Origin of the sequence: Winogradskyella sp. PE311 (assembly GCF_046545555.1) — a bacterium.
Classification (GTDB): domain Bacteria; phylum Bacteroidota; class Bacteroidia; order Flavobacteriales; family Flavobacteriaceae; genus Winogradskyella.
This window is the reverse complement of sequence record NZ_JBHZTH010000001.1, coordinates 1,610,025-1,624,398: the sequence shown is the minus strand read 5'-3', so window position 1 is coordinate 1,624,398 and position 14,374 is coordinate 1,610,025. Positions and strand designations below refer to the sequence as shown.

The window sequence follows — 14,374 nt, the reverse complement described above, 5'->3', positions numbered from 1 at the left end:
TTTAATACCCATAATAAATGAATGGTGCCCATATTTGAATATCCTTAAAAGATTCTCCAAAATCACCATTAATAAATTTTCGTTTCATGATATTAATTGCTTCTTGATAGCTTTTTCCTTGTTTTTCGGTTAGTTCGTAAAATCCAGTCATAAAATACATAGTACCAGCATCATTGACTGGCCATAGAGATACCATGGCAGCATTTGCACCACCTTCTAACACAGATTGCGTTAAACCAGCAACTCCTTCACCACCATAGATTTTACCCATTGCTGTTTCGCAGGCAGATAAGACAACCATATCAGCTTTCATATCTAAATTAGCGATTTCAGAGGTTGTTAAATAACCGTCTTCACCGTTTTTTGACTGAGGAAATATAGACATTGCAAGGCCAGAAAGTTCAGGGAATTCTGGTAAAGAAAATCCATGCGTTGCTAAATGTATAATTTTATAATTTTGAAGTGCCTTTGACTTTGAAAGTTGCTTTATAATAGATTCGCTCATCTCTTCGCCAACATAAATCTGAGATTCACTAAAAATCTGACTTAGATTATTGACCTCTTTTAATGTACCAGGCAAATATTTCATTTTCTCGCCAAATAGTTTTGCATACACCTCACGCTGTGATTTACCATTCAATGAATTTGTAATTGCTTGAATCTTTAAATCCGTATAGTTAATACCTCTATTTTTTAATTTATCATATTCGTCCATCTTACCATATGTTGCTCCTCCCATTGCCAAGAAAGGCTTACGAATATTAGAGTAAATTCTATTTCTTAGTAAATTTGAAACACCTGCCGAACGACCATAACGTAAGTCATAAGTTTGGACTAGATAATTATTTGAAGTTATTGGCTTTAATGCTTCAAATGGTAAAAAATTTAAAATACCATCGGCATATACGATTAAACTATTCTTCGAAACGATTTGATTCTCTATTGGTTTTATTAAAAATTTATAATATTGATCAGCCAATGAATTAAGTAAATTTGTTCTTACAGTTTCATTAGGAGCAGCGATGGATTTATCTATAATACCACGATACAATTCCATCATAAGATTCATATCATTATTTTTTAATTGAGATGCAACACGGTCATCTTTGTCTGCAAACTGTTGGGCTTGATCTACGTTAATTGCATTATAGCTGGGCTTCCCTTTATACATCATATCGAGATACTTCTTCTTAATTTTAAGAAATTCTAACTTATTATCAGATATATTAACCTTAGCTGAATTATTTGAAACGGTTGTAATAATTGCAGTACCTGCTTCAAATAAAGAATAAAAAATAGCAGTCTCATTTTCGGCTAGAGTTTTTTGAAATTCTGAAAGCGAAATTTCTTTGTTATTATTTTTTTTAGATAAAATTTCTAGCAATACTCTGGCTCTATCTTTTTGTTGTGCATTAAATACACCTTCAACATTGCCCAATTTAGCCAAAGCATAAATTAAACCTTGATAAGCACTTGTTTTTCCTTGCAAGTAAATAATTCTATCTTTTTTACTTAAACTCAGTCGTGCTTGTTCTGTCAATTCCGTAGCTTCTTCAAAATATTTGGCTGCGTTAGTATAATCTTTATTATATAGGCATAAATACGCTAAGTTATTTGCGGCGATTTCCGCATCCTTAAACTGTTTAGAATCTTTACTTTTGTCAATACTATTTCGATAAAGGTTTATTGCTTTTTCCTTTTGTCCTGACTGCCAATATGCAATTGGTAAATTAGCTTCAATATCTTGTATTATAGGCGTAAATCCATTTTTTTTAGCTAATACCAAAGCTTGCTCGTAGAAATTAAACGATTTTTTTCGTCCTTCTGCAGTACCGCTTTTACCATAGCCCATTCCTAAAAAATTTAAGGCTAAAGCTTCGTAATAATTATCAAAGCCCGTGTTCTTTAGCGCTCTCATTTTATTAGCGTTTATAATCAATTCATTTTGAGAATCTAACTGCTCGAGATATTTACATTCACTATGGTAATATTTTGCTTTTAAATCATTAGCATAAGTGCCTATTGTCTTTAAAAATGGCTTTGCGCTGTTTAAGTACCCTTTTGATTTTTCAAAGTCTAGATTGTTACTAGCGTATTCTGCCGAAACAGTATTTAATAGAAATTTTGAATATGGACCAATAGCGTCCTTATGTTGAATAACGTCGACATAGGCTTGATCAAAATAAGGTTTTGCATCGTCATATAGATTAGCAAAATACAGGCTACCAGCAGCATAGTATGCATTATAAGCCTTTAACCAAGGTTTACTTTTAATCGTGGCGCTTTTTTTAATAGCTGAATTAAAAGCCTGTTTAGCGACACCAACGTTAGTAGTTAAATTTTGTGCTGCGGTGTTCATATCGTTTTGTATAGTGGCATAACTTTGATTTCTAGCACTATAATTTTTGTCTACAAACGATAGCATCTCTGAGCATCCACCAGAATTGAGATTCGCCTCTACCATAGCCTTTAAGCTTTTAGTATATGTCGTTTTGTTATTGTTAGAGTCAAAAAAGAAGGCGTCTAACATAGTGGTCTTTGCTTCTTCCATTTTGTTACTGGCAGTTTTTTCTAAAGCCTTTACGAAATAGCCTGTAAAGTCAGTCTGATTAATATCAATAGCTTGTTGCGCGTATTTAGCAGCATTGTCTAAATCTTGAAGCATTAAATAACAGAACGATGCTTGAACATGATTTATAGAGTTAAATCCTTGTCTATCTATAATTTGAAGTAAAATATAAAGTGCTTTACTGTACTCATTTTTATTCATCAAGTCTGTAGCTTGCTGGTATTGCTTATTAATATCATTGCTCTTTAGATTGACTCCCGTAATAGTAGCTTCTTTAGATGTGGCTGCTTGAGCAGGCGATATTTCTTTTGAACTAACTTCTTGATAATGATAAATCTTTTTGTCACTAGATTTTAAATAATAAGAAATTATCGTTCCATCTACGAGTTCACCATTTACAAATTCACCAAATTCTTTGGTACAGGGATAATAATTTCCGTTTTTGCCATATTTAACTACAGACTTCGTAGTCAGCCTATAGCCTATACCATTCAAAGCTCCATATTCAAAATTACCGACCGCTATATGTCCCCAATAATCAAAAAATAAACCTTGTCCGCTTGGTACATCATTAATATTTTCGCCAAAATAATTTCCCTTTTTTTTAGCTTCAAATTGTTCTATTTCTAACCAAATCCTATCATCATTAATTATTTCACCTAACAAACCATTTTCTGGTATCGTAATTTTTATTTCTTTAATCAATTTTCCGTTTTTCCATAACCCTTCTCTGGTACTATTAGAACTTATAAGCCGTCCGTAACCTTCATATTTACCATTAAAAAAAGTACCCATATAAATATCATCATTTGCTAAGACGAGTTTGCCTATTGTTTTTCTGTTACCTGGTTGAATCCAACCTTCAAACGATTTATATTTATAATCTTTTGCATAGGTTATCATTTGCCGGTTTCTATAACCATTGTAATAGGTTGTAATATGATTTGTGATAGTATCATTCCCTCTCATTAAATAATGCTCAATTCCATCTTTGCCATGACGCTGATAAGTTTTGTTATTTAATTTAAATTCACCCTCGTAATTTAAAAATTTATCCAATTCTGGGTCAGAGCCATCAAGTACTGTAGCAAAATTTGATTCCATTTTTTTCTTCTTATTGTTTTTAAAAAAATAAGGTGTATTGAAACCGAACTCTCTTCCTTTTAATTTTTTACCATCATCAGAGAATTGACCATTAAATACATAAATGGTTACTGTTCTATAGTTGTCAGCGTTACTTCTAGAGGTATAAGATTTTGTTTTTAAGGTCATATAAACACCATTACCATTTGTGCAATTACCAGATACACAGCCTTGAAATGAGTGTTCTCTATTGTCAATTTTTTTAAGGTATGGGTAGAGGTCTTCTGTATTTAGCGATTGTGATAAACAAGCAAAAGATAGTGTTGTAATAAAAAGAGAAAGAATAAATTTCATTACTTTAAATTTAAGAACGAAAATTAAAACTTTAGTTTTTGCTATATATACGCAGTATTGCGTATTTTTTTTAATTCCACTAGTCCTTAAACTAGTTGATAGATTTGCTAAAAATGAAAAGCATCCCAACCACGAGATGCTTTTTCTAACTAACCAACCAAATGTAATGTTACGATTTTGTAGTATGTTACCTAGTGGTAACTATCGTAATTATCATTACACCTTGTATAATACAAATGGCGTGCCAAACTTTATTTTTTACTTTTTTTATAAAAATTGTAACAAAATGATTTAATAACATACTTATATGTTATATCTTTATGATATCATTTTAATATCATAATAAATAAAAATAATTATTAACCAGTTAAATTTTTAAATTATGAAAGAAGAAAAAATCATTGTTCCTGCTAATGGTTACTTAATGTTATTTCTATTTGTACTATTATTCTTTGGTAGTATTGCATTAATACCTATAACTAAAACAGGATGGTCTGTTTTTGGTATTGTAGCATCTCTTGTATTAGCCTTTGGCTTTTTAATGGTGCAACCCAACGGATCTAGAGTATTACTATTATTCGGAAAATATGTCGGCACAGTAAAGAAAAATGGTTTCTATTGGGTAAACCCTTTTTATACCAAAAAGAAAATATCACTAAGAGCTAGTAACTTTGATAGTGAGCGTCTTAAGGTAAATGACAAGCTAGGTAATCCTATAATGATTAGCACCATTTTAGTTTGGCGCGTACATAATACATACAAAGCAGCTTTTGATGTCGATAATTACGAAAACTTTGTACGTGTACAAACAGACGCAGCGGTTCGTAAACTTGCAAGCATGTATCCTTACGATAACTTTGCAGACGAAGGCCATGACGAAGATATAACGCTAAGATCTAGTGTTAATGAAGTTAGTACAGCACTAGAAAAAGAAATAGACGAACGCTTATCTATCGCTGGTATTGAAGTATTAGAAGCTCGTATTGGGTATTTAGCCTATGCACAAGAAATCGCTAATGCGATGTTAAAACGTCAGCAAGCCACAGCAATTGTAGCTGCTAGACATAAAATCGTAGAAGGAGCCGTAAGTATGGTAGAAATGGCGATAGAAGAACTCAACAAGAAACAAGTTGTAGATTTGGATGAAGAACGCAAAGCGGCTATGGTAAGTAATCTCATGGTTGTACTCTGTGGAGATAAAGATGCTTCACCAGTATTGAATACAGGAACATTAAGTCATTAATTATGAATCAGAAACAAATATTTTCAATTGGCGTGGGTTGCGCAATGGGCACAAGTATTGGCACTACAATTGGAGCCGTTAGTGGAGATATTGCGATGAGTATGGTATATGGCTCTATTATTGGGACAATAATCGGTGTAGTAATAGCTCTAGTGGTATTAAAAGACAATAAAACAGAAGAGTAAAATGAAAGAATATAAAGTAATACATCCAAAACTAGGTTTAAGAAATAGAATTCAGAAATATGAAGATTTGTTAAACCAATATGCCAGAGAGGGTTGGGAAGTAAAACATATTGGTCAAAATTCTCCTTTGATAATTCTAGAGCGAGATAAAAACAGATAATGAGAATCTTTAAGGAGGAACAACGATTCAATCAACTATGGCTTATTATACTTATGGTAGTAAGTATAATAATGCCTATTGGTATTATACTAGGTACTTACATAAAAAATCCTAAAAGTTACTCAACTACAGAATTAATTGGTCTTTTAGGCTTGGTGGTATTTGCTGCATGTATTATTTTCTTTTTTAAGCTATCTACAAGAATCGACCAAACTGGTATTTATTATAAATTCTTTCCATTTCATTTAAAGTATAAGCATATTAATTGGAGTGAAATTAACAAAGTGTATGTAAGAACTTATGATGCTATAAACGATTATGGAGGTTGGGGATTAAGAGGTGGCGCGTTATGGAATAAGTCTAAAGGAAAAGCAATAAATATTTCTGGCGATATTGGCATACAACTAGATTTAATCAATGGGAAAAAGCTTCTAATAGGAACACAAAAAAAAGTAGATGCAGAACGTGTTTTGCTAACCTATAAATCAAAAATTAAAAAAAGTAACAATGTCTAAAAAAAAAGCTTTTGCATTACGCATAAATGAAGATATGCTAAAGGCTGTTGAAAAATGGGCTTCTGATGAGTTTCGCAGTACTAACGGACAAATAGAATGGATGCTGATGCAATACTTAAAAGAGCATAATAGGAATCCCAAGAAAAAAGAAAGCACTAAAGATGAAAAGTGATCAGAAATGGTCACTTTTTTTAGTTTTTAATTTTTGTATTTTGCGGAGAATAAAAATCCTAACGATGGACACTTCGCCTATTATTACTGATGACACGATTGTATTTGGAATCTTAATGCTTGCATTGGGTTTTGTTTTTTTTACTGAATCCATAAAAACTGGTTTTTGGCCAAAATTCTACAAAATAGTTCCAGGTTTATTTATGGCCTATATGATTCCCGCGGTTTTAACAACTACTGGATTAATTTCTCCAGAATGGACGTCAGTATCAGAGTCAGGAGTAAAAACTGAAAGTAGTTCGAGCTTATATTACATGGCAAGTCGTTATTTATTGCCAGCCGCTTTAGTCTTAATGACATTAAGTATAGATTTAAAAGCTGTTTTTAATTTGGGCTGGAAAGCTTTGGTTATGTTTTTCACTGGGACTTTAGGTATTGTTATTGGTGGGCCCATTGCTATACTATTAATTGCTGCTGTATCTCCAGAAACTGTTGGAGGTGTTGGACCAGATGCTGTATGGAGAGGACTTTCTACGCTAGCTGGTAGTTGGATAGGTGGTGGAGCTAATCAAACAGCAATGTTAGAGATATACGAGTACAATCAGGCTAGATACGGAGCAATGGTTTTCGTTGACATCGTTGTTGCTAATATATGGATGGCCATTATCCTTATAGGTATAGGTAAACGAAATCGCATTAATAAATGGCTTAAGGCGGATACCTCCTCTATTGAAGACTTAAAAGAAAAAGTATCTACCTTTTCTGAAAAAGTAAAGCGTAATCCATCTCTTACTGATATTATGATTATTTGTGCTATCGCTTTTGGTACGGTAAGTATTGCGCATTTAGGAGCTAATTATTTAGCCCCATTTTTTGATGGCGTTGTCACCAATATAGAATCACCTACAACCCGAAATATTTTTACATTCTTAGGTTCAAAATTCTTTTGGATGATAAGTATAGCAACCTTAATTGCTATACTGCTATCTAATACCAAAGCAAAAAACTATGAAGGTGCTGGAGCAAGTAAATTCGGTAGTGTATTTATCTATATACTAGTAGCTACTATTGGTATGAAAATGGATTTAACACTTATTTTTGATAACCTTGGACTAATAGCAATTGGTGTGGTTTGGATGACTATTCATGCGTTATTATTAATTGTTGTTGCTAAATTAATTAAAGCACCTTATTTCTTTCTAGCTGTAGGAAGTCAAGCCAATGTTGGTGGTGCAGCTTCTGCTCCAATTGTAGCTTCTGCATTTCACCCATCCCTAGCTACTGTAGGAGTGCTACTTGCTGTTTTTGGATACGCAGTTGGTACAATTGCAGCTATCGCCTGTACAATATTAATGGAATTAGCAGCTGTTAGTTAGCAATTTTAAAAGGATTGTAAGATATTTGCACACCTAATTATTAAAAAAACTCATGACAAAGATTTATAAATTTTTAAGCATCACATTATTAGCATTCTTAGCGATTTCTTGCAGCAATGATAATGAAGGAAATTTCACATTAAAAGGAAATATAAAAGGACTTAAAAAAGGGGTGGTTTATCTTCAAAAGAACTTAGATTCAACCGACATTATAAATCTAGATTCATTAGTTATCGCTGGACAATCTGAGTTTACTTTGAAAACTACAATAGATGAACCCGTTTTATTGTATTTAAAATTATTTAAAAATGACGGCGAAGAACATTACATACCGTTTTTTGCCGATGAAGGTATTACAGAAATTAAGACCTCTTTAAAGAATTTTAATTTTGATGCTAAAATAAATGGATCTAGGCAACAGGCACTTTTAAATGAATACACTGATATAATGTCTCAGTTTAATAATCAAAATTTAGATTTAATTGAAGCTAATTTCTTAGCTCAAAAAGCTAATGACACTATAACTTCCGACTCTTTAAATAAACAATCTCAAAAACTTATAAAACGAAAATATGCTTATACTATTCAGTTTGCAATGAATAATAAAGATAGTGAAATTGCACCATATTTAGCTTTATATGAAATTCCGGCCGCTAATCCTATATACATTGATTCTGTTTATAATGGTCTAACAAATGAAATTAAAAATTCTTTATATGGTAGAAAGTTAAAAGAATTTATAGCCGAAAGAAAATTAGCGAATTAAGACTTTAGCGCCATAAAAAGAATTTACGTCTACAACTAAAAAAGCCAATCGCAAATACGATTGGCTTTTTAGTTTATATTTAAAATACTAATACAATTATTTTAGTTTGTTAATGCGTTCAATTAGAGCTTTACCTTTAGATTCTAAATCTGCATTAATTGCTTTAAAATGCACTTTTTTATCTTCTACGCCTCTGTCATTAACTCTCACAATCAATTCATCGAATGTGCTAATTGCGTCATCTATGATGGCGTCACTTTCCTTTGTAGGCTTTTCTGTATTGGTTAATTCCCAAACATATACTGCTTCGATAATATCTCCTAAAACGTAGTTTATATCTTTTTTTAAATCTCTTTTATTTGCCATGTTTATAAATGTTTTGAGCTACAAAAGTAATGAATCTCTCTTACTAATTGATAAAAATTATTTAAGAGATTAATTCTAAAATTATTCGCCTGAATAGGTTACAAAATTACGAGGCGTTTCATAAAGTGTTATCTCAAGATGGAACTTAGAATCTAATTTAGCTTTGACTTTATTGTAAATAACAACTGCAATATTTTCAGCTGTTGGATTTAAATCCTGAAATTCTGGAACTTCTACATTTAAGTTTTTATGATCAAAAGCATTCTCAACCTCAGATTTAATAATATCCTTCAATATTTTTACATCAATAACAAAACCAGTTTCTGGGTCAACTTCTCCCGTTACACTCGCAATAAGCTCGTAATTATGACCATGAAAATTTGGATTATTACATAAACCGAAAACTAAATCATTCTTCTCAAAACTCCAATCTTTACGATAAAGCCTGTGTGCTGCATTAAAATGAGCTTTTCTATGTACAGTTACTTTCATAAGTTATTAACGTTAATAAATTCGTAGAATTTTTCAAATATAATTTTAAACCACTCTGTATAATTTTGAGGATACATACTAATATCCTTTTTCACGTTTTCTAAAGTCATCCATTTCCAGTCTGCAACTTCATCTGCGTTAATAGTTGGCTCACCATTAAATTTACCAATCATAACGTGGTCATATTCATGTTCTGTTAAGCCATTATCAAAAGGAGCTTTATAGACAAAAGATGTAGACTCAGTCAAATCTGTAACAAACCCCATTTCTTCTTGTAATCGTCTTGTACCAGCTTCAATATTACTTTCACCATTTCGTTGATGGCTGCAACAGGTATTAGTCCATAAACCAGGAGAATGATATTTATGCATTGCACGTTGCTGAAGCATTAACTCATTCTTATTATTAAAAATAAAAACTGAAAAAGCACGATGCAAAAGTGCCTTCTCATGCGCTTCCATTTTGGGCATTAAACCTATCTGATTATCATTTTCATCTACTAAGATGACTTGTTCTTCTGTCATAAAGCAAAATTAACATCTAAAGCTTTAAAAATACTAAAGGATTTCATAAAAAATAGCCGTTTAAAAAATTAAACGGCTATTTATATTTTATTTAAATAAATGACTTTTAGTTGTCATCACAAGTCTTACCATTAATACTTGTTATGATAAACTCACTACGTCTATTTAATTGATGCTCTTCTTCAGAACAACTAGATTCGTTTGAAGGCTCACAGCCACAATCGTTAATTAGTCTTGATTCTCCATAACCTTTAGCAGTTAAACGATCTTGGGAAATACCTTTATCAATTAAATACTGTCGCGTCGATTGTGCTCTTCTATCTGATAATTTTTCGTTATAAGTTGCAGGTCCTCTGCAATCTGTATGTGAACGAATATCAATTTTCATAGTAGGATATTTGTTGAGTACCGCAAGTACTTTCTGCAATTCTATTTCGGCATCATATCTAATATTAGACTTATCAAAATCAAAATAAATAATTGGAATATCCAGGATTTTTGCTAAATCATCACAAGGCTCAATCTCTATGACATCTTTTTCTAATAGTAATTGGAGTCTGAGTTCTTGTTTTTTCTTAGGTGTTGTAAAGCGTTTTTCGTCAGAAGCATACGTTTCTTTCTCTGCTCTAATTAGGTATTCTATTTCACAATCTAATTCAAAGCTAAATGCAGCATCTGCACCAACAGTTTTGCGTTGTAGTTCTTTCCCTTCTCCATCAAATAAAATAACGGTAGAATTAGGTATTATAGCATCCGTTTCTTTATCTTTTACTAAACCAGTCACTGATTGCTCACATTCAGGGATAATAAATGTATAAATATCATCACTTCCTTTTCCGCCTTCTCTATTAGAACTAAAGTATACACGTTTAGTAACTAAATTTTCATAATAACCGAAATCATCTGCAGCACTATTAACTGGTTGACTCACATTCTGAATAGGAAAATTTCTATTAGAACCCACTTTTACTTTTTGATCTAAACCTTCTGATTTAAAAACATCTAAACCACCTAATCCAGGAAATCCTGTAGAGGAGTAATATAAATCTCCATTAGTGTTTATAAAAGGAAATGATTCTTGCCCTTCCGTATTAATAGAAGGTCCTAAATTTTCGGGTGTACTTAAAGAACCATCATCATTAACATCGACCACAAATATATCTGATTGACCAAATGTTCCTGGCATATCCGAAGCAAAATAAAGTCTACTACCTGTAAGATTTAATGTTGGATGTGCTACACTATAATCTTCACTATTAAAATGAATCTTATGAATTTCGTCCCAAGTGCCATCTTCACTTTTTGTAGCTCTATAGAGTTGTAATCTATTTATTCCTGTTTCATCTTCCTTATACTTAAGTTTAAAAAAGTTGTTTCTAGTAAAAAACATATACTTACCATTAGGTGAGAATACGGCACTAGACTCATGAAATTTAGTATTAACCTTGCCCTGAATTTCTGTTACTTCACCAAAACTATCATCAGTTCTTTCAACAGCATATAAATCTAAATACGGTTGTTGATTCCATCTATATTTTTTTCCTCCTCCTCTAGATGAAGCGAATACTATACTATTTTCATATTCGGTAGTTCCAAAATCAGAAAATTCAGTATTGATATCTAAATTATTAGGTTGAATATCATCTCTGCTCGATTCTTCGATAGAAGATTTGTAATCAACGTTAGACAAAAATGCTTTACCTCTTAAATCATCTGGTTTAAGTGCATTAAATTTCTTCATCCACTTATCAGATTCTTCATAATTCTTAGTTCCTTTTAGTGCTAAGGCATATCTAAAGTAATACTCTGGCTCAACAACTTCTTCTAAAGCCATTAGTTCTCCATACCATTTTGAAGCGTTCTCCATATCATTAATAAAATAATAGGAGTTAGCTAATTTCTGAAATAGATCTACAGATTTATAACCTTTGTTTGCTACTTCTAGAAGGACCTCACTAGTCTTAACATAAGCAAAATCTTTATAGTCGTCTTGTACGCTTTTAATTTTTCCGTTCTGTGCAACAGCAGATAAAGCAAATATACTTATCAGTACTGTACATATATATCTTGAAATTATTCTCATAATACTATTTTTAGAAGAAACGTGGTGATAAAATTCTACCTAATCTTTTAACTTCAAATCTTAAAGTTATTTCGTGTGTTCCACTGTTATAATTATTTAATCCGGTTGTTGTCATATCATAACCATAACCAATAAACATTCCCGGTGTTGCTTGAAAACCAATTAATGCACTCACAGAGTCATCCCATCTCCACGCTAAACCCGCAGTCAATTTCTTTTGAAACCAGAGGTTTGCTGATACATCTGCAATTAATGGCGCCCCTGCCACTCCTTTTATAAGAAATGCAGGTTTTAATTCTGTTGTTTCACTTAAATTAAAAACATAACCACCTATAGCATAAAAATGCATACGTTCAGTTGCTAATGATTCTTGAAAGTCATCATAATGCTCTGTTTCTAAAAAATTAGGAACTGCTACTCCTAGGTACCATTTTCTAGTATGCATATATAAACCTGCTCCTACCATTGGAGAAATTAGATTAAGATTATTATTAAATACTACATCTGGATTTTGAAAACGTCCTTTGCTCCAATCCGTATCTAACATATGTAACCCTCCCTTAACTCCAAACGAGAGTTTTAAATCGTTAGCATTTAAAGGAATTGTATAAGAGAAATTAGCATCTACAAATGTTTCTCTTGCCGGCCCTAATGCATCGCTGACAATGTTTAATCCCAAACCAACACGCTCATTACGCAAAGGTGAATGTATACCTAAAGATTGTGTCTGCGGAGCACCATCAATACCAACCCATTGTGATCTGTGAAGACCTACAACACTCAATGTTTCTCTTTGACCAGCATATGCTGGATTAACACTGAGGGTATTATACATATAATGCGTATACTGTGGATCTTGTTGTGCATAACTGTTAGCACTAAGTATTGTAAATACTAACACTACTAATCCTTTTATAATTGATGATTTATGTATCATTTTAATATATTTTATAATTCAGTGTTAATTAATTCTATCTATTAATATATAACCATCCTACTCTTGGTTCTGAGCCATCACCTAAATCTAGAACGTAATAGTATGTTCCGACTGGTAATTTATCGGATTGATTAATAACTGCTCTTCCATTTGATGTTCCATCCCAATCATTAAGATATCCTTTCTTAGAATAAACAATGTTACCCCATCTATTATAAACCTCTAATTTATTATTAGTGAACCTTTCTAAACAATCGATTATAAATGTTTCATTAACACCATCTCCATTTGGAGAGAACTCATTATAAATAGTTAAACAAATTGGGTCTACAGCTGCTTCATCATCATCGTTTCCTGGGTTTATATCTATGCCACCTGTAGAACTCTGTACGAATGCAGTATTTAGATAGTCCCCAAATCCTAAGACTTCAACTGTAATCTCAAGAATCTCTACTTGATCTGGGTCTAATTGACCTACTGTCCATTCACCATCGAATTCTGAATAGGTTCCAGCTGTTGTAATTGCAGATACAAATACGTATCCACTTGGTATTTGTTCACTTATAACAACATTTGTAGCAGTTACGTTACCAATATTTGCAACTTCTATAGTAAATGTTACTTCTGCACCTACTATTGGTTGTAATTCATTAACAACCTTATCAACATCTAAATCAAAAATTGAATTAACTTCAGTTACTGTTGGATCATCAGGGTCACCATCACCATTATCATCACCATCATTAGGGTCATTAGGGTCATCACTGGTATCAGTAATATCATCTGTCGGGTCACCTATATCTCCGTCAGGTGATTCACCACTAACAGTAGCAGAATTTGTCACTGTTCCTAAATCTAAGTCTGCTTGAGTTATTAAATATGACGCAGTGTAAGTTGTATCATCTATTTCTCCTGGTATAAGCTGTGCTATTGGTCCACCCATTAAATTCAATCCAGGTAGCACATCTTGTACTTCAACATTTGTTAAAGTAACGTTACCTGTATTCTCTACAATAAATACATATGATATAATATCGTCTAAACTACCTGCAATACCATCACCGTTTGTATCTTCTAGTGGTAAAGTAGTTTTTATTAAACTAATACTCGGCTCTGGTAGTATTGTAGTCTCAGTTGGATCATCTTCTGTGTTACCATCTAAATCATCATCATCATCACTCGTGTCATCTACATTAGTGTCCATTGGACTATCCCCATCAGCTAATACACTATTATTAAAGCCTCCTGCATCTACTGCATCTTGCTCTATTACATAAGTCGCAGTATAAGTCGCTACTTCTCCTACTCGTAATATACCGTCTACACCTCCTGCTTGGTTCGTGTTTACAAACGTTGGGCCTGTTGCTAAAGTTAATGGGTTACCATCAGCATCCTCAAATGTATCTACTATAGCTACTCCATCTAAAGTTACATTACCTGTGTTAGAGACTGTGATCGTATAAGTCATCGTATCACCTAAACTCGCTCCTAATGGTGCTACATCATTGGTAATCGCTACAGTCTTTACGGCTTCTATACTTGGGTCTTCT

14 protein-coding genes are annotated in these 14,374 nt (G+C 32.5%); 7 read left to right on the top strand and 7 right to left on the bottom strand.

The window, feature by feature from the left end; genetic code table 11:
* Window position 1: 1 nt before the first annotated feature.
* Window positions 2–4,006, bottom strand: a complete 4,005-nt coding sequence (locus tag ACFWU4_RS06950; RefSeq protein WP_411126188.1) for a CHAT domain-containing protein — start codon at window positions 4,004–4,006, stop codon at window positions 2–4.
* Window positions 4,007–4,388: 382 nt separating this feature from the next.
* Between ACFWU4_RS06950 and ACFWU4_RS06945 the strand changes: the two genes are divergently transcribed.
* From ACFWU4_RS06945 to ACFWU4_RS06915, 7 genes are all read left to right on the top strand, one after another.
* Window positions 4,389–5,249, top strand: coding sequence for an SPFH domain-containing protein (locus ACFWU4_RS06945; protein WP_411126186.1), 861 nt, complete (start codon window positions 4,389–4,391; stop codon window positions 5,247–5,249).
* A 2-nt stretch (window positions 5,250–5,251) separates the two neighbouring features.
* On the top strand, window positions 5,252–5,434 hold the full coding sequence (locus tag ACFWU4_RS06940) for a hypothetical protein (protein WP_411126184.1): 183 nt from the start codon (window positions 5,252–5,254) through the stop codon (window positions 5,432–5,434).
* Window position 5,435: 1 nt separating this feature from the next.
* Window positions 5,436–5,594 (top strand): DUF4177 domain-containing protein, encoded by a 159-nt coding sequence (locus ACFWU4_RS06935; RefSeq protein WP_411126182.1) that lies wholly within the window; start codon window positions 5,436–5,438, stop codon window positions 5,592–5,594.
* Entirely contained in the window at window positions 5,594–6,109 is a 516-nt protein-coding gene (locus tag ACFWU4_RS06930; RefSeq protein ID WP_411126180.1) for a hypothetical protein, read from the top strand. Before ACFWU4_RS06935 ends, ACFWU4_RS06930 begins: the two co-directional genes overlap by 1 nt.
* Entirely contained in the window at window positions 6,102–6,281 is a 180-nt protein-coding gene (locus tag ACFWU4_RS06925) for an Arc family DNA binding domain-containing protein (RefSeq protein WP_411126178.1), read from the top strand. The genes ACFWU4_RS06930 and ACFWU4_RS06925 overlap by 8 nt, the downstream gene beginning before the upstream one ends.
* A gap of 64 nt (window positions 6,282–6,345) precedes the next feature.
* Window positions 6,346–7,656, top strand: a complete 1,311-nt coding sequence (locus ACFWU4_RS06920; protein WP_411126176.1) for a DUF819 domain-containing protein — start codon at window positions 6,346–6,348, stop codon at window positions 7,654–7,656.
* 52 nt (window positions 7,657–7,708) lie between these two features.
* On the top strand, window positions 7,709–8,422 hold the full coding sequence (locus tag ACFWU4_RS06915; protein WP_411126174.1) for a DUF4369 domain-containing protein: 714 nt from the start codon (window positions 7,709–7,711) through the stop codon (window positions 8,420–8,422).
* Window positions 8,423–8,518: 96 nt separating this feature from the next.
* On the opposite strand, the gene ACFWU4_RS06910 is transcribed toward ACFWU4_RS06915, so the two are convergent.
* From ACFWU4_RS06910 to ACFWU4_RS06885, 6 genes are all read right to left on the bottom strand, one after another.
* Window positions 8,519–8,788 carry a hypothetical protein gene (locus ACFWU4_RS06910; protein WP_411126172.1) on the bottom strand — a complete coding sequence of 90 codons (270 nt, stop codon included), beginning with the start codon at window positions 8,786–8,788 and terminating at the stop codon, window positions 8,519–8,521.
* An 81-nt stretch (window positions 8,789–8,869) separates the two neighbouring features.
* Window positions 8,870–9,280, bottom strand: a complete 411-nt coding sequence (locus tag ACFWU4_RS06905; RefSeq protein ID WP_411126170.1) for a 6-pyruvoyl trahydropterin synthase family protein — start codon at window positions 9,278–9,280, stop codon at window positions 8,870–8,872.
* Window positions 9,277–9,804, bottom strand: coding sequence for an isopentenyl-diphosphate Delta-isomerase (gene idi, locus ACFWU4_RS06900; protein ID WP_411126168.1), 528 nt, complete (start codon window positions 9,802–9,804; stop codon window positions 9,277–9,279). Before idi ends, ACFWU4_RS06905 begins: the two co-directional genes overlap by 4 nt.
* Before the next feature lie 106 nt (window positions 9,805–9,910).
* On the bottom strand, window positions 9,911–11,887 hold the full coding sequence (locus tag ACFWU4_RS06895) for an OmpA family protein (RefSeq protein ID WP_411126166.1): 1,977 nt from the start codon (window positions 11,885–11,887) through the stop codon (window positions 9,911–9,913).
* A 10-nt stretch (window positions 11,888–11,897) separates the two neighbouring features.
* Window positions 11,898–12,824: a type IX secretion system membrane protein PorP/SprF gene (locus ACFWU4_RS06890; RefSeq protein ID WP_411126164.1), complete on the bottom strand. Its 927-nt coding sequence runs from the start codon at window positions 12,822–12,824 to the stop codon at window positions 11,898–11,900.
* A gap of 34 nt (window positions 12,825–12,858) precedes the next feature.
* On the bottom strand, window positions 12,859–14,374 hold a 1,516-nt coding region (locus ACFWU4_RS06885; RefSeq protein WP_411126162.1), incomplete at its 5' end, for a gliding motility-associated C-terminal domain-containing protein.

Coding starts and splice junctions, on each gene's coding strand:
- ACFWU4_RS06950 (WP_411126188.1), bottom strand. CDS start 4,006: ATGAAATTTATTCTTTCTCTTTTTATTACAACACTATCTTTTGCTTGT.
- ACFWU4_RS06945 (WP_411126186.1), top strand. CDS start 4,389: ATGAAAGAAGAAAAAATCATTGTTCCTGCTAATGGTTACTTAATGTTA.
- ACFWU4_RS06940 (WP_411126184.1), top strand. CDS start 5,252: ATGAATCAGAAACAAATATTTTCAATTGGCGTGGGTTGCGCAATGGGC.
- ACFWU4_RS06935 (WP_411126182.1), top strand. CDS start 5,436: ATGAAAGAATATAAAGTAATACATCCAAAACTAGGTTTAAGAAATAGA.
- ACFWU4_RS06930 (WP_411126180.1), top strand. CDS start 5,594: ATGAGAATCTTTAAGGAGGAACAACGATTCAATCAACTATGGCTTATT.
- ACFWU4_RS06925 (WP_411126178.1), top strand. CDS start 6,102: ATGTCTAAAAAAAAAGCTTTTGCATTACGCATAAATGAAGATATGCTA.
- ACFWU4_RS06920 (WP_411126176.1), top strand. CDS start 6,346: ATGGACACTTCGCCTATTATTACTGATGACACGATTGTATTTGGAATC.
- ACFWU4_RS06915 (WP_411126174.1), top strand. CDS start 7,709: ATGACAAAGATTTATAAATTTTTAAGCATCACATTATTAGCATTCTTA.
- ACFWU4_RS06910 (WP_411126172.1), bottom strand. CDS start 8,788: ATGGCAAATAAAAGAGATTTAAAAAAAGATATAAACTACGTTTTAGGA.
- ACFWU4_RS06905 (WP_411126170.1), bottom strand. CDS start 9,280: ATGAAAGTAACTGTACATAGAAAAGCTCATTTTAATGCAGCACACAGG.
- idi (WP_411126168.1), bottom strand. CDS start 9,804: ATGACAGAAGAACAAGTCATCTTAGTAGATGAAAATGATAATCAGATA.
- ACFWU4_RS06895 (WP_411126166.1), bottom strand. CDS start 11,887: ATGAGAATAATTTCAAGATATATATGTACAGTACTGATAAGTATATTT.
- ACFWU4_RS06890 (WP_411126164.1), bottom strand. CDS start 12,824: ATGATACATAAATCATCAATTATAAAAGGATTAGTAGTGTTAGTATTT.